Here is a 15,003-nt window from a genome sequence, read left to right as displayed (position 1 = left end):
AAAACCTGCAACCCGGACAAGAGACGAGGAGCCGAACGAGCCACGGGTGGCCTGGGCTATTCTTGGCCGCCAAACTCCTGCTCGGATCTCTCCCAGGCTTCACTGAGCTCCCGATAGGCATCGGAAAACCCTTTTTTCATCTGCTCCCAGGCCTCCGAGGAGCTACCCTTCAGGCTCTCGTATCGTTCAGCCACCTGCTTCCGCTGCTCGCGCAGGGCCTGCAAGCTGGCCCTGGCCTTTTGCCGAGCCTCCCGGTCCATCTTCTCCCAGTTTTTATTGATGCTGGTTTCCAGGTCATCGATCCGCTTGTCCAACTGGTCTAAAGCCGCCTTGGTCTTGCGCACCGCCGCCTCTTTCTGGTCCGCGGTATAGGCGCCCAAAGTCCGCAGCAGACTTTGAGTCTCCTGCTTCACCGTCTCGAAGGTCGTTTGGTCGTCCACCGTTTCAGCATAAGCCTGCGGAACCAAGAGCAGGAAGCCCACCAGAAATATCACGCAGATATTTAACTTCATCGGATCTCTCCCTTTGTTATCAAGGTCTACTCCCACCTGCGAAACTACCTAATACCACAGCCAAAGTCAACGCCGGAAAAAACTTGACTTTCCTTCCCGCTTAAGTAAACCTCTCGGCCAGAATTGTCCAGGTGCCCGCAAGGGCATAACAGGGAACTCCGTGGAAGTCGGAGACGGGCCCGCCGCTGTAATCGGGGACGAAAGCCGCACAATGCCACTGCCCGGAACCATCCGGGTGGGAAGGCGCGGCCGGTAGGATGAGCCGAGAGTCAGAAGACCTGCCTGGAAGCAAGCATGGAAGCAGCCCCCGTGGCTTGGGGTTGTGCGACCGATCTGACGGATAAAAAGGGAATCCCGGATCGATATTAATTTATCGTTCCGGGCTTTTTTTTGCCCGGGCGCCAACTTCTCTTTTAAGGAGGAACACCATGGCACCCAAACTAATCTCCGCAACATCAAATAGTTCCGCCCGTCGTTCGCTGCCCCTGTGGCTGCCCGCCCTCATGCTGCTGCTGGCCGTTGCCCTCACCGTCCCCGCCGAAGCCCGAGCCGGCAAGGTCAATGTGGTCTCCGAACATCCGGCCATCGTGCTGGCGGTGTTCGGCACCAGCTACCCCGAGGCCCTGCCCGGTATTCTCGAGATTCGTGACCAGGTGGCGGCGGCCTTCCCCGATACGCCGGTGCGGCTGGCCTTCACCTCCAACATCATCCGCCGAATCTGGCACGCCCGCCGCGACAATCCCGAGTACCGGGCCCAAAACCCGGAGGTCCCGGCGGAGATCTATCAGGTCAAGGCGCCGCTGGCCACCATTGCCGATCTGGTGGATGAAGGGTATGGCCAGATCGTGGTCCAGCCCACCCATATCGCCGCCGCCGAGGAGTTCCATGACCTCGGGGCCATCGTCAGCGCGCTGAACGGGATCAGGGCCATCAAGCAACGCAACCTGCCCTTTCAGCAGATTGTCCTGGGCCGGCCGGCCCTGGGCGCGCCCGGCATCGAACACCCCTACCGCCAGGACCTGGAGCGGGCCGCCGCGATTCTGGCCGGCGATGTCGAACAAGCCCGCCGGGAGGAGAGCGCCCTGGTCTATATGGCCCATGGTAACCGCTACTTTTCGGTCGGAGTTTTCAACGAGCTTGAATATCTGATGAACCGGAACTATCCGGAGGTCCGCACCTACTTCACCATGGCCACCGGCTTTCCCGAAACCGGGATCGTGGTGGAACGCCTGGCGGCCGACGGGGTTCGCCGGGCGCTGCTGGTGCCTTTCATGACCGTGGCCGGGGATCACGCCCACAACGATCTGGCCGGGGATAACGATGACTCCCTCCAATCGCTGCTGACCGCCCGGGGAATCGCCAGCGAAGCCCACCTGGTGGGTTTGGGCGAAAAGACGGAATTTGCCCGGATCTTCGTGGAAAATATCCGCGATGCCGCCGCCGGCGCCGGAATTACCCTGAAATAACCATGACCCAAGCCACCCGGACAACCCCCCCGCCCGCCTCGGCTTACCGCCGCGCGCCACTGGTGACCCTGGCCCTGCTGGTCGCCCTGGCCGGCCTGATTATGCTGGCCGCCTCGGCGGGCTATATCGGCATCGGCTACGGGGAGATCCTCCGGGTGCTGGCCGCCCAGCTCAGCGGCAACCGGGAGTTGCTGGCCGGCATCGACCAGGCGGTGCCGTTTGTGGTGCTGGAGGTGCGGCTGCCCCGCATTCTGACCGCCGCCCTGGTGGGCGGGTCCCTGGCGCTCTGCGGGGTGATTTTCCAGGGGATTCTGCTCAACCCCCTGGCCGATCCCTACACCCTGGGGGTCTCCTCCGGGGCGGCCTTCGGAGCCTCGCTGGCCCTGGTGGCCAACCTGGCCCTGGCCAATCAGTTTTCAGTGCCGCTTTTCGCCTTTATCGGGGCGGTGGTCACCCTTCTGGTGGTGCTGCGCCTCTCCTCCTTCGGTGGCCAGATCTCCACCACCACCCTGATCCTCTCCGGGGTGATCGTCGGCGCCATCCTCTCGGCCGGGATCAGTTTCATGAAGTACCTGGCCGACGAACAGGTGGCGGTGATCGTCTTCTGGCTGATGGGCAGCTTCGCCTCCCGCGACTGGCATGACGTACTGCTGATCGCGGTGGTGCTGCCCCTCTCCCTGCTGATCTTTCTCTTTTACGCCCGGGACCTCAATATCATGGCCCTGGGCGGCCGCACCTCCGAAGCCCTGGGGGTGGAGACCACCCGGGTACGCACCGTGCTGCTGGTCACCGCCTCGCTGCTGGCGGCGATCTGCGTGTCGATCTCCGGGGTGATCGGCTTTGTCGGCCTGATCGTGCCTCACCTGATGCGTTTTGTAGTCGGGCCCGACAACCGGGGGTTGCTGCCGGTCTCCCTGCTGGCCGGGGCCCTGCTCCTGCTGGGAGCCGACACCGTCACCCGGGCGCTGCTGCCCACCGAGGTGCCCATCGGGGTACTGACCGCCCTGCTTGGCGGCCCCTTCTTCTGCTATATCTTCCGCCAGCGGCAACGGAGGGCTCACCTTGGGTAACGGCATCGACCAGCAGGGCTTTTTGTTGCAGAACCTCTCCTTCGATTACGAGGGGGTGGCGGTGCTGCACGATATCAGCCTGGAACTGCCGCCGGGCCGTTTTTACGGCATCGTCGGCCCCAACGGCTGCGGCAAGACCACCCTGCTCGACCTGCTCACCGGCAGCCGCCGCAGCCGCCGGGGCCAGGTTTGGTTCCGGGGCCGGGAGATCGGCTCCTACCGCCGGCGGCGGCTGGCTCGGGAACTGGCCCTGGTGCCCCAGGAGTACGCCATCGGTTTTGCCTTCACCGTCGAGGAGGTGGTGCTGATGGGCCGCCATCCCCACCTGCCCCGCTTTGCCCAGCCCGGCCCCGCCGACTGGCGGCTGGTGGAGGAGGCGATGGCCGAGATCGGAATCGACCATCTGCGGCGGCGGCTGGTCACCGAACTGTCCGGCGGCGAAAAGCAGCGGGTGGCGGTGGCCCGGGCCCTGGCCCAGCAGACCCCGGTGCTGCTGCTCGATGAAGCCACCGCCAGCCTCGATGTCCGCTACAGCCTGGGCATTCTCGGCGCCCTGGCCCAGCGGGTGCGCCGGCGGGGGGACACGGTGATCGCGGTGCTGCACGATCTTAACCTGGCGGCCAGCTTTTGCGACCAGTTGCTCTTTCTGCACCGGGGCCGGATCGCCGACTTCGGCCCCACCGACCAGGTGCTGACCCCGGCCAATATCCGCCGGGTTTTCGGGGTGGAGAGCGCGGTGGACTTCGATGGGTTCAGCGGCCGGCAACGGGTATCGTTTCGTCTGGAACAGGAGGGCACATGTCCGCTTGCCTGAAAACAGCACTGCTCCTGCTGCTGGCGGCCGGCTGGCTGCTGCCCCCGGCCGCGGCCGGGGAGACCACCGTCATCAACGATCACTCCGGCCGAACCATCAGCCTCAGCCGGCCCTTTGGGCGGATCATCTCCCTCTACCCGGCCCATACTGAAAACCTGGCCGCCCTGGGCCTGGACGCCGAGATTGTCGGGATCGGCTCCGACGACGATTACCCGCCCCACCTCATGGATCGGCCCCGCTTAAGTTACCGGGAGGACCCGGAGCGCTTCATCGGCCGGCGGCCCGATCTGGTGCTGACCCGGCCGATGATCGAAAGGGCCTACCCCCAGTTGATCGCCAAGCTGGAACAGGCCGGCATCACGGTGGTCTCGCTGCAGCCCACTTCCCTGGCAGAGATTTTTTCCTACTGGCGCACCCTGGGCCGGCTCACCGGCCGGGAGGCCGAAGCCGAGACGATGGTGGCCGAATTTGAAAAGGAACTGGCGGCGCTGCGGGCCCGGGTGGCCATGGTGCCGCCGGAACAGCGCCGCCGGGCCTTCTTCTCCTCGATCCATCGCCAGATGAAGACCTTCGCCCCGGAAAGCATCGCCATCCTGGTGCTGGAGGCGGCCGGGGGCCGCAACGTGGCCGAGGATGCCCCCCGGGTGCGTCAGACCAATATTGCCGATTACGGCAAGGAGCGCCTGCTGGCCAAGGGTGACGAGATCGATCTGTTGCTGGCCCAGCAGGGGCGGATGAACCCGATCACCCGCGAGACCATTCTGGGCGAACCGGGCTTTGGCGCCATCCGAGCGGTGCGGGAGGGCGAAGTGTACCTGATCGACGGCCGGCTGGTCTCCCGCCCCACCCGGCGGATCCTCGACGGCATCCGCCAGGTGCAGGCGCTTCTCTATCCCGATTGGCCGCAAACGGCCGGGGGGGCCCCATGAGTTTTCCGACCGGCCAGGCCCTGATGATCACCGGCACCCACAGCGGTTGCGGTAAAACCACCGTGACCCTGGGGCTGCTGGCCGCCCTCAAGCGGCGGGGCTGCGCGGTCGCTCCCTTCAAGTGCGGCCCCGATTTCATCGACCCCACCCTGCACCGCTTGGTCACCGGTCGGGAGTCGCGCAACCTGGACCCCTGGATGACCGGGCCGGAGTGGACCCGCCGCACCCTGGCCCAGCATTGCCGGCCGGGGGAGGTGGCGGTGATCGAAGGGGCGATGGGGATGTTCGACGGCGGGGAGTCCTCGGCCGCCGCCTTGGCCCGGCTGCTGGCAGTACCGGTGGTGCTGGTTCTGGATGTCAAGGCGGCGGCCGAGAGTATGGCGGCGGTGCTCAAAGGCTTTGAAACCATGGACCCCGCCGCTGCCCCGGCGGCGGTGATTCTCAACCGGGTGGGCAGCGCCCGCCACCTGGAGTTGCTGCGCCGGGCCATCGAGCAGCACTGCCGGGCCGAGATCATCGGCCATCTGCCCCGGGAGCTGGATTTCACCATCCCCCATCGCCACCTGGGGCTGCATATGGGCGAGGAGGAGCCGCTGGCCCCCAAGGCCCTGGATAAGCTGGCGGCTGCGGTTGAACAGCATCTCGATCTTGACCGGCTGCTGGCCTTGGCCGGGGAGCCAACCAGGCCCGTTACAGGTTGTCCGGCCCCGGGTTTTCGCTCATTCTCGGCGGACATCCTGTCCGCCTCCGAGGCGGCTGCTGCCTCCCGGACATCCATGTCCTCCCGGCAGCAGCCAAACCCGCGAAAACCCGGGGCCGGACAACCTGAGAACTGTAAGCAAAATTTTCCACCCCCATTTTCTCCGGTCCGCTTGGGAGTGGCCCGGGATGCGGCCTTCTGTTTTTACTACCAGGACAATCTGGAGCTGCTGCAGGCGGCCGGAGCGGAGCTGCTCTTTTTCAGCCCCCTGGCCGATCATAAGCTGCCCCCCGATCTGGACGGTTTGTATCTGGGGGGCGGCTATCCCGAGCTTTATGCCGACCGACTGGCCGCCAACCGCCCCCTGCTGACCGCCATTGGGGAATGGGCCGACCGGGGGGGAGTGATCTATGCCGAGTGCGGCGGTTTTATCTATCTCTGCCAAGGGATCGAAGACCAGGCGGGAGTTTTCCACCCCCTGGCCGGCGTTTTTCCGGCCAAGGCCAAAATGGAGCACCGCCTGGCCGCCCTGGGCTACCGGGAGGTGCTCTTGCGGCGCGACGGTCTCTTCGGCCCGGCCGGCACCCGCCTGCGGGGCCACGAGTTTCACTACTCCAGGATCGAGCCGATGCCGGAGGCGGTCGAACGGCTGTTTGCCGCCGCAAACGGGGCCGGAACCGGGTACCGGCAGCGGGGGGTGGTGGCCGGCTACCCCCATCTCCACTTCGGCTCCCACCCGGAGGCGGCCCGGGCTTTGGTGGCGGCCTGCCGCCAGGCCCGGCAAACCATGGCAACCCCCCAGGAGGAGCCCCAAGCATGAGCGTTATCTTGCAAACGGTCAAACCGGAACGGATCGAAGCGGAGAGTTTCCGAATCATCGAGGGGGAGATCGGGGGGCACGGTTTTGACCCCGCCACCTGGGCGGTGGTCCGGCGGGTGATTCACGCCTCCGGCGATTTCTCTTTCGCCGAAAACCTGCGCTGCGGCAACGACGCCATGGCCGCCGGCGTTAACGCCATCCGGGCCGGTAAAAACATCCTGACCGATGTCAACATGACCGCCACCGGGATCAGCAAAAATCTGCTGACCCAATGGGGCGGCCGGGTACTCTGCGGGGTGGCCGATCCGGCGGTGGCGGCCCGGGCCCGGGCCGAGGGCCGCACCCGCTCCGAGGTGGCGATCCGGGAACTGCTGCCGGAGAATATCGGCATTGTGGCCATCGGCAACGCCCCCACCGCCCTGCTCCGGCTAATGGAGCTGCTTGGCGAGCTGCCGCCGGAGCGCCGCCCCGAGCTGGTGATCGGGGTGCCGGTGGGTTTTGTCAACGCAGCCGAGTCCAAGGAGCTGCTCGCGCAACAGGATTATCCCTTTATCACCTGCCTGGGCCGCAAGGGGGGCAGCCCGGTGGCCGCCGCCATCGTCAACGCCCTGCTGCGCCTGGCAGCGGAGAAGAAGTAGATGGGCCGCACCGCCAAACGCCTGCGCTGCGGCTTTACCACCGGCGCCTGCGCCGCCGCGGCAGCCAAGGCGGCAGCGATGATGGCCGCCGGCCGGCCGGCCCCCCGGCAGGTGGATATCCCCTTCCCCGACGGCGGCCGCCACACTTTTACCCTCCACCGTACCGAAGAGCGGCGGGGGACAGAGGGCATCTCCAGTTGGAGCGCTTCGGTAATCAAGGATGCCGGCGATGACCCCGACGTCACCAACGGGGCGGAGATTGTGGCCACGGTTACCGTTGGCGACGCGGACCCGGCAGGCGAAAATGGGGTCGGCGAAAATGGTGGCGAAAACGGCGAAAATGGGGTCGGCGAAAATGGGGTCAGACACCATTTTCGGGGGAAAATGGTGTCTGACCCCATTTTCGTCTGGCTCCGCCGGGGTGAAGGGGTGGGCACCGTCACCCGGCCCGGCCTGGCCATCGCCCCGGGGGAACCGGCGATCAACCCCGTACCCCGGCGGATGATCGCGGCGGCGGTGGCCGAAGTCTGGCCCGCCACCCACCCGCCGCTTACCGTCACCATCTCGGTGCCCGACGGGGAGCGGCTGGCGGCCAAAACCCTGAACCGGCGGCTGGGGATTATCGGCGGTTTGTCGATCCTGGGCACCACCGGCATTGTCCGGCCGATCTCCGCCGAGGCCTGGACCGCCACCATCCAGGCCTCGCTGGATGTGGCCCAGGCGGCGGGCCTGGGGGAAGTGATGCTCTCCACCGGCCGCACCTCCGAAAAGGGGGCCCAGCAACGGCTGGAGCTGCCCGAGGAGGCCTGCGCCATGATGGGCGACTACCTGCAATTTGCCTTGCAGGAGGCGGGCAAGCGGGGGTTTGCCCGCATTCACTTGGCCGGAATGTGGGCCAAGATTGTCAAGGCGGCCCTGGGGGTGCCCCAGACCCATGTCCGCCACGGTATGCTGGAGGTGGAGCGGGCGGTGGCCCTGCTGGCCGGACTGGCCGGGAAAAGCGACCTGCCGCCCGGCTTGGAGGAAGCCAACACCGTGCGGGAAATTCATGACCGCCTGCGGGCGGCAAAACGGCCGGAGCTGATCCTGGCGGTTTGCCGCCGGGCGGCCCAGTATGCCGCTCTCACCGCCAAAGTTCCGGTGACCCTATATCTGGTGGACAGCCGCGCCAGGGTAGTGGCGACCGCCGCCGCCCCGGAGGATATGGGCGGATGAACCAGGATAAAACGGCAAACAGCACCGGCAGGATTCTGGTGATCGGGGTGGGCCCGAACGGGCTGGGGGCGGAGCAACGAGCGACCCTGGCCGGCTGCCGCCTCCTGGTCGCCGCCCAGCGTTACCGGGAGCTGGTTGCCGAGTCGGCCGCCCAATGGATTCCCATCGCCCCCCTGGACCAGGCCCTGGCCACCATGGCCCGGCGGCTGCCCGAGGGCGATATCGGGGTACTGGCCGGCGGCGACCCGCTCTTTTTCGGAATCGGCCGCCGCCTGCTGGAACGGTTTACCCCGGAGCAGCTGGAGTTCCGGCCGGCCCCCACCGCGGTGCAACTGGCCTGCGCCCGCTTCCGGCTGCCCTGGGACGATGCCCGGCTGATCAGCCTGCATGGCCGCGAAAGCAATGCGGCCCTCGATCCGCTTGCCGGCCCGGGCCTGACGGCCAGACTGCTGGCCGGGCCCAAAACCGTGGTCCTGACCGACCGGCACTGGTCGCCGGACCGGATCGCCGCCACTCTGCAAAGCTATCTGGCGACGGTGGGGGCCACGGGGGTGGCGGCATCGATCCGGCTGCTGGTGGCGGAAAACCTGGGCACCGCCGAAGAGCGGCTGACCAGCGGCAGGCTGACCGAGATTGCCGACCGCCGTTTTGCCCCGCTGAATGTGCTGATCATCCTTATTGGGGTCAGGTCTTGCAATGCAACAAAAGGCGTGGAACTTGCTGTAACGCCAGAGCCAAATTTTGTTGCATTGCAAGACCTGACCCCAATTATTGGCCTGCGGGAGGGGGAATTCGCCCATCAGCGGGGGATGATCACCAAGGATGAGGTGCGGGCGGTCACCCTTCACAAGCTGGCCCTGCCCCCCCATGGCGTCCTCTGGGATCTGGGGGCGGCCAGCGGCTCGGTGAGCATCGAGGCGGCCCGGCTGGCCCCCGGCCTGCTGATCTGCGCGGTGGAGAAACAGGAAGAGCGGCTTAGCGATCTGCGGGCCAATATCGTTAAATTTACCGCTTTTTCGGTGCTGCCGGTGGCGGGGGAAGCGCCGGCGGTGCTGAGCGGGCTGCCCGACCCGGATCGGATTTTTATCGGCGGCTCCGGCGGCCGGCTGGCCGAAATCATCAGCACCGGCAGCACCCGCCTGGCCCCGGGCGGCCGGATGGTAATCAACGGGGTGACCGCCGCCACCAGGGAACAGGCCCCCCGCCTGCTCCAGGCGGCGGGCCTCACGGTGGAGATCAGCGAGGTGACGGTCCGGCGGCTAAGCGCCGACGGCCGGGCCCTTAATTTTAACCCCATCAGCATAATAACGGGAAGCAAATGAACCAGAGCGAAGCAACCCAGCTTGGCCGGCTTTTTATTATCGGCGTGGGTCCCGGCGACCCCGAACTGCTGACCCTGAAAGCGGTGCGCCGACTCCAGGACTGCCCGGTCTGGCTGGTGCCCAAGGGCAAAAGCGACGGCCGGAGCACCGCCCTCGATATCCTCAGCCCGGTGGTGGACGGCGACGGCAAGGAGATCATCGCCCACCACTTCCCGATGCATAAAATCGAGATGGGCAAAACCCCGCCGCCGGAAGTGGCCCGGGCCTGGCAGGCGGCGGCCGCCCTGGTCCATGAACGCCTGAGCGCCGGTCGGGACGTGGCCTTCCCCACCCTGGGCGACCCGGCCATTTACAGCACCGGCTTTTACCTCTGCGAAACCCTGCTGGGCCTGCACCCCGGGCTGCAAGTGGAGATCATCCCCGGCATCTCGGCCATGGGGGCGGCCGCCGCCGCTCTGGGAGCGCCCCTCTGCCTGGGCAACGAACGGCTGGTGGTGATCCCCGCCACCTTTGAAAACGGCCGGCTGCGGGAAACCCTGCTTAACTACGATACGGTGGTGCTGATGAAGGTCCACCGGGTGATGCCCCGACTGGTGGAACTGCTGCGCGAACTGGGACTGCTGGACAAGGCGGTGCTGGTGGAAAAAACCGGCCAGGCCGAGGAGAGGATCAGCCGCGATCTGACCATCTTTCTCGAGAGCGAACCCCACTATTTCTCAACCATCATCGTCAGGAAACGGGCATGAAGCAGCCGGAACAGATCATCCATTTCGTGGGGGCCGGCCCCGGCGATCCCGAGCTGATCACGATCAAGGGCCGCAAGCTGCTGGAGGCCGCCGACCTGGTGGTCTATACCGGCAGCCTGGTGCCGAAAGCCCTGCTGGCGGGGCTGCGGGCTGAGCTGTGCGACTCCGCCGGCCTGACCCTGGAGCAGGTGATTGATTTGCTGGCCACCGCCTGGCGCCGGGGCAAGGCGGTGGTGCGGCTCCACACCGGCGACCCCGCCATCTACGGGGCCATCGGCGAACAGATGGCCCGGCTGGCCGAACTGGGGATTCCCTGGCGGGTGGTGCCGGGGGTCAGCTCGGCCACCGCCGCCGCCGCGGCGCTTGGCGCCGAGCTGACCCTGCCGGAGATCTCCCAGACCGTAATCATCACCCGCCGGGGGGGCCGCACCCCGGTACCGGAGCGGGAAAAGCTGGCCGAACTTGCCGCCCACCAGGCCACCATGCTGATTTTGCTCAGCGCCGGGATGGTGGCCCAGGTGACGGCCGAACTGATCGAAGGCGGCTACCCCCCGCAAACCCCGGCGGCGGTGGTGGAAAAGGCCAGTTGGCCCGAGGAGCGGATCGTCCGCGGCACCCTTGAAGATATCGCCGCCCGCGCCCAGACGGCCGGGATCAGCAAAACGGCGATCATCGCGGTGGGCAAAGTACTGGCCACGACTCCGCCGCCGGCACTCTCCAAACTTTATGATCCCGAGTTCAGCCACGGCTTCCGCGACGGGGAGAAGAGTTGAGGATCGGGGTGCTGGCATTAACGGCGGGTGGGCGCCAACTGGCGGCCCAGCTGGCCCCCGGGCTGGGGGCGGAAATCGTGCCGGTGGATCGGGGGATCGCGGCGGCCCTGGCCGAAGCCTGGCCCCGCTATGAGGGGCTGGTCTGCATTATGGCCGCCGGCATTGTGGTGCGGGCGATCGCCCCGCTGCTGGAGGACAAGGAGCGCGATCCCGCCGTGGTGGTGGTCGATGAACGGGGACGGCACGCCGTCAGTCTGCTCTCCGGCCACTTGGGGGGCGGCAACGAGCTGGCCCATCGGGTGGCGGCAAGCAGCGGCGGGCGGGCGGTGATCACCACCGCCTCCGATGTGCTGGCACTGGTCCCGCTGGATCTCTGGGCGGCGGCCCAGCACCTGGTCGCCGCCGACCGCCGGACCATGACCCGGGCCAGCGCCCTGCTGGTCAACCGGGGAGAGCTTGCGGTTTACAGCGAAACGGCGGTGGCCGGGCTGCCCCCCGGCCTGACCCTGGTGGCGCAGCCGGAGACCGCCGAGCTGGTGATCTCCTGCCGGACCGCCTGGCCGGAGCCCACCCTGCTGATGCACCCCCGGCAACTGGTGGTGGGGATCGGCTGCAACCGGGGCACCCCGGCCGAAGAGCTGGCAACGGCCCTTGCTGAACTGCTGAGCACAGAGGGCCTGGCCCCGGCGGCGATCCGCAACCTGGCCACCATCGATCTGAAGCGGGACGAGCCCGGCCTGCTGGCCATGGCCGAGCAAAACGGCTGGCCCCTGGAGTTCTATAACGCCGAGCAGCTGAACGGCCAAATGGCCAATATTACCCCTCCCTCGCCGGCGGTACTGAAGGCCACCGGCGCCGGCGGAGTGGCCGAACCGGCGGCCCTGCTGAGCAGCGGGGCCCCCCAACTGATGATAAGGAAACGCAAATGGAAGAACGTCACCCTGGCCCTGGCCAAGGCAAGCTTTACATTGTCGGCACCGGACCCGGAGATGGCCGCCACCTGACCGAAGCGGCCCGGGAAGCCCTGGCGGCGGCCGACTGCCTGATCGGCTACCGCACCTACCTGGAGCTTTTGCCCCCGGAACTGCTGGCGGAATCGGACTCCCGGGAGATTATCTCCTCGGAGATGATGAAGGAGGTGGAGCGCGGCCGCCAGGCCCTGGAGCTGGCGGCCCGGGGCCGCACCGTCGCCCTGGTCTCCGGCGGCGATCCCGGCATCTACGCCATGGCCGGGCTGGTCTTCGAGCTGGCCCGCCGCGGCCACAGCCAGGTCACCATCGAGGTGGTGCCGGGCATCGCCGCCTTGAACGCCTGCGCGGCCCGCCTGGGCGCGCCATTGATGCACGATTTCGCCGCCATCAGCCTCTCCGATCTGCTCACCCCCTGGGAGGTGATCGAAAAGAGGCTGAAAGCCGCCGCCGCCGCCGATTTCGTCACCGTGATCTACAACCCCAAATCCAAGCGCCGCACCTGGCAGATCGAAAAGGCCCGGGAGATTTTTCTTGAAGAGCGCAAGCCCGACACCCCGGTGGGGATCGTCACCGCCGCCACCCGGCCCGACGAGAAGATCACCCTCACCACCATCGCCGAACTGGGGAAAGCCGAAATCGGCATGCAATCGACGGTGATCATCGGCAACTCGCAAAGCTATATCTGGCACAACCTGCTGATCACCCCCCGGGGTTATGGCGATAAATACAACCTGGCAGGATAAGCGATGGCGAAAGCTTTGATGATCCAGGGGACCGGCTCCGATGCCGGCAAATCGGTGCTGACCGCAGCGCTCTGCCGGATTCTGCTCGATGACGGCCTGCGGGTGGCGCCGTTCAAGGCCCAGAATATGTCGCTCAACTCCTTTGTCACCCGGGACGGCGGCGAGATGGGGCGGGCCCAGGTGGTTCAGGCCCAGGCCGCCCGGCTGGACCCCGAGGTGCGGATGAATCCGGTGCTGCTCAAGCCCTCCAGCGACACCGGCAGCCAGGTGATCGTGCTGGGCCAGCCGGTGGGCAACATGAAGGTGGCCCAGTACCACGCCTACAAGGAGACGGCCCGGGCCGCCGCCTGCCGGGCCTATGACGAACTGGCGGCGGAGTACGACGTTATCGTTTTGGAAGGGGCCGGCAGCCCCGGCGAGATCAACTTGAGAGCCCATGATTTCGTCAACATGGCCATGGCCCGCCACGCCAAGGCGCCGGTGCTGCTGGTGGGGGATATCGAACGGGGCGGGATTTTCGCCTCGCTGCTGGGCCATTACGAGCTGATGGAACCTTGGGAGCGGGAACTGCTGGCCGGCTACGTGATCAACCGCTTCCGGGGGGATGCCTCCCTGCTCGCTTCGGGGCTGGAGTTTATCACCGCCCGCACCGGCCGCCCCTTTTTCGGGGTGCTGCCCTACCTGGCCGATCTCGGCCTGCCCCAGGAGGATTCGGTCAGCTTCAAGCAGGGGCTCTACGAAAAACGGGCCGCCACCGCCGAGCAGGTGGAGCTGGCCCTGATCGACCTGTCCCATATCTCCAACTTCACCGACCTGGAACCCCTGCTGGCCGAACCGGACGTCAGCCTGCGCCTGGTGCGCCGGGCCGCCGAGCTGGGCAGGCCCGACGCCATTATCCTGCCGGGCAGCAAAAACGTGATCGCCGATCTGGCCTTCCTGGAACAGAGCGGGCTGGCGGCGGCAATCCGGCAAGCGGCTACCGGCGGGAGCTGCGAGATTGTGGGGATCTGCGGCGGCTTCCAGATGCTGGGCCGAGAGGTGGCCGACCCTTACAGCCTGGAATCTGATGGAAAAACCGCCAGCGGGCTGGGGCTGCTGGCCCTTGAGACCCGCCTCGAAGAGGAAAAAACCCTGGTCCGCCGCCGGTTTACCCACCTGGCCTCCGGCCTGCCGGTCCACGGCTACGAAATCCACCACGGCCAAACCAGGGGCCACGAGCCTCCGGCTTTGCAGGACGGCACCGAAACCGCTGGTGCGGTCTCCCCCGACGGCCGAATCTGGGGCAGCTACCTCCACGGTATCTTCGACGCCGACCCCTTCCGCCGCTGGTTTATCGACCGCCTCCGCCAACGCCGGGGCCTGGCCCCGCTGGGCATAATCCAGGCCCCCTACGACCTGGAACCGGCCTTCGACCGTCTGGCAAGCAGCGTCCGCCAGGCTCTGGATATGAAGCGGATTTACCAACTGCTGGGGATCTGAAAGAGCAAATAAAAAAAGTTCCTCGGTGGGCGATGGGCTTGACTCCTCCCGCGGCCCCCGCTAAAGTAATACCAAAACAAGTAATACCGGAGGAGCTGATGCGCATTACCAGCAAAGGGCAGGTGACGATCCCGCGCGAGGTGCGGGAACGGTTTGGACTGCTGCCGCATACTGAAATCGAATTCCTGGTCGAAGGCAATACGGTTACCATCCGCAAAAGTAAAACCTCCTCGAAGCGGGGGCGAGGCCTGGTGGAACAGATGCGCGGCCGAGCCACGGTACGGATGAGCACCGATGAAATCATGAAGTTGACCCGAGCCGAGTGATGGCAGCCGGAGTGCTGGTGGACAGCAATGTCCTGCTCGACATTTTCACCGAAGATTCCCGCTGGTTTTCCTGGTCGGCTGATCGCCTGGCGGAATGTGCCGAGTACTCCCCCCTCATTATCAATCCGGTGATTTACGCCGAGATTTCGGTGGGTTTTACCCGCATCGAGGAACTGGAGGATGCCCTGCCGCAATCCTCCTTTAGCCGCAGGCCACTGCCCTGGGAAGCCGCTTTTCTTGCCGGCAAGTGTTTCCTGCGTTACCGGCGGGCCGGCGGCTCCCGCCGTTCGCCGTTGCCGGATTTATTCATCGGCGCCCATGCCGCCGTGGAAGGGCTGGTGCTCCTGACCCGTGACGCCGCCCGTTACCGGAGTTATTTTCCCCGGTTGGAGCTGATCGTCCCGTGATGGTTCTGCCCCCTTCAACGTGGCAACGAACCGGTTCCGCGTTTAAATTGGCCATGTGGGCGAGCATTCACC

The 15,003-nt window shown here is 66.3% G+C and carries 16 protein-coding genes and 1 riboswitch; of the genes, 15 read left to right on the top strand and 1 reads right to left on the bottom strand.

The features are described 5' to 3' along the window. Positions 1-56: 56 nt before the first annotated feature. Positions 57-512 carry a sll1863 family stress response protein gene (locus ACHHRT_RS03325; protein ID WP_395497676.1) on the bottom strand — a complete coding sequence of 152 codons (456 nt, stop codon included), beginning with the start codon at positions 510-512 and terminating at the stop codon, positions 57-59. Between the two features lie 112 nt (positions 513-624). Beyond that, positions 625-812: riboswitch (cobalamin riboswitch) on the top strand. A gap of 128 nt (positions 813-940) precedes the next feature. Here ACHHRT_RS03325 and ACHHRT_RS03320 point away from each other — a divergent pair. The 15 genes from ACHHRT_RS03320 (at position 941) to ACHHRT_RS03250 (ending at position 14,931) form a co-directional block, all read left to right on the top strand. Next, entirely contained in the window at positions 941-1,978 is a 1,038-nt protein-coding gene (locus ACHHRT_RS03320) for a sirohydrochlorin cobaltochelatase (protein ID WP_395497674.1), read from the top strand. Positions 1,979-1,980: 2 nt separating this feature from the next. Then, positions 1,981-3,048, top strand: a complete 1,068-nt coding sequence (locus ACHHRT_RS03315; protein ID WP_395497673.1) for a FecCD family ABC transporter permease — start codon at positions 1,981-1,983, stop codon at positions 3,046-3,048. Beyond that, positions 3,041-3,862, top strand: coding sequence for an ABC transporter ATP-binding protein (locus tag ACHHRT_RS03310; RefSeq protein WP_395497671.1), 822 nt, complete (start codon positions 3,041-3,043; stop codon positions 3,860-3,862). The genes ACHHRT_RS03315 and ACHHRT_RS03310 overlap by 8 nt, the downstream gene beginning before the upstream one ends. Then, the gene (locus tag ACHHRT_RS03305) at positions 3,847-4,791 is read left to right on the top strand and encodes an ABC transporter substrate-binding protein (RefSeq protein WP_395497669.1); all 945 of its coding nucleotides are present in this window, start codon (positions 3,847-3,849) and stop codon (positions 4,789-4,791) included. The genes ACHHRT_RS03310 and ACHHRT_RS03305 overlap by 16 nt, the downstream gene beginning before the upstream one ends. Continuing rightward, positions 4,788-6,311 carry a cobyrinate a,c-diamide synthase gene (locus ACHHRT_RS03300; RefSeq protein WP_395497667.1) on the top strand — a complete coding sequence of 508 codons (1,524 nt, stop codon included), beginning with the start codon at positions 4,788-4,790 and terminating at the stop codon, positions 6,309-6,311. The genes ACHHRT_RS03305 and ACHHRT_RS03300 overlap by 4 nt, the downstream gene beginning before the upstream one ends. After that, positions 6,308-6,949 carry a precorrin-8X methylmutase gene (locus tag ACHHRT_RS03295; protein ID WP_395497665.1) on the top strand — a complete coding sequence of 214 codons (642 nt, stop codon included), beginning with the start codon at positions 6,308-6,310 and terminating at the stop codon, positions 6,947-6,949. The genes ACHHRT_RS03300 and ACHHRT_RS03295 overlap by 4 nt, the downstream gene beginning before the upstream one ends. Next, the gene (gene cbiD, locus ACHHRT_RS03290; protein ID WP_395497664.1) at positions 6,950-8,164 is read left to right on the top strand and encodes a cobalt-precorrin-5B (C(1))-methyltransferase CbiD; all 1,215 of its coding nucleotides are present in this window, start codon (positions 6,950-6,952) and stop codon (positions 8,162-8,164) included. It abuts the gene before it with no gap. Next, on the top strand, positions 8,161-9,486 hold the full coding sequence (cbiE, locus tag ACHHRT_RS03285) for a precorrin-6y C5,15-methyltransferase (decarboxylating) subunit CbiE (protein ID WP_395497662.1): 1,326 nt from the start codon (positions 8,161-8,163) through the stop codon (positions 9,484-9,486). Before cbiD ends, cbiE begins: the two co-directional genes overlap by 4 nt. Next, positions 9,483-10,232 carry a precorrin-2 C(20)-methyltransferase gene (cobI, locus tag ACHHRT_RS03280; RefSeq protein ID WP_395497660.1) on the top strand — a complete coding sequence of 250 codons (750 nt, stop codon included), beginning with the start codon at positions 9,483-9,485 and terminating at the stop codon, positions 10,230-10,232. Before cbiE ends, cobI begins: the two co-directional genes overlap by 4 nt. Beyond that, the gene (gene cobM, locus ACHHRT_RS03275; RefSeq protein ID WP_395497658.1) at positions 10,229-11,005 is read left to right on the top strand and encodes a precorrin-4 C(11)-methyltransferase; all 777 of its coding nucleotides are present in this window, start codon (positions 10,229-10,231) and stop codon (positions 11,003-11,005) included. Before cobI ends, cobM begins: the two co-directional genes overlap by 4 nt. Further along, a complete protein-coding gene (locus tag ACHHRT_RS03270; RefSeq protein WP_395497656.1) occupies positions 11,002-12,009 on the top strand; it encodes a cobalt-precorrin 5A hydrolase in 1,008 nt (335 codons plus the stop codon). The genes cobM and ACHHRT_RS03270 overlap by 4 nt, the downstream gene beginning before the upstream one ends. Next, positions 11,931-12,719, top strand: a complete 789-nt coding sequence (gene cobJ, locus ACHHRT_RS03265) for a precorrin-3B C(17)-methyltransferase (protein WP_395497654.1) — start codon at positions 11,931-11,933, stop codon at positions 12,717-12,719. The genes ACHHRT_RS03270 and cobJ overlap by 79 nt, the downstream gene beginning before the upstream one ends. 3 nt (positions 12,720-12,722) lie before the next feature. Next, complete coding sequence (locus tag ACHHRT_RS03260; RefSeq protein ID WP_395497652.1) at positions 12,723-14,198, top strand: cobyric acid synthase; 1,476 nt, start codon at positions 12,723-12,725, stop codon at positions 14,196-14,198. A gap of 98 nt (positions 14,199-14,296) precedes the next feature. Then, positions 14,297-14,524 (top strand): AbrB/MazE/SpoVT family DNA-binding domain-containing protein, encoded by a 228-nt coding sequence (locus tag ACHHRT_RS03255; protein WP_395497650.1) that lies wholly within the window; start codon positions 14,297-14,299, stop codon positions 14,522-14,524. After that, positions 14,524-14,931 carry a type II toxin-antitoxin system VapC family toxin gene (locus tag ACHHRT_RS03250; protein ID WP_395497648.1) on the top strand — a complete coding sequence of 136 codons (408 nt, stop codon included), beginning with the start codon at positions 14,524-14,526 and terminating at the stop codon, positions 14,929-14,931. Before ACHHRT_RS03255 ends, ACHHRT_RS03250 begins: the two co-directional genes overlap by 1 nt. The last annotated feature ends 72 nt before the right edge of the window (positions 14,932-15,003 follow it).

This window comes from Desulfurivibrio modestus, assembly GCF_044068625.1.
In the GTDB taxonomy this organism is placed as follows: domain Bacteria; phylum Desulfobacterota; class Desulfobulbia; order Desulfobulbales; family Desulfurivibrionaceae; genus Desulfurivibrio.
Note: the sequence above shows the minus strand (reverse complement) of the source record. Positions and strands in the feature narration are given on the sequence as shown.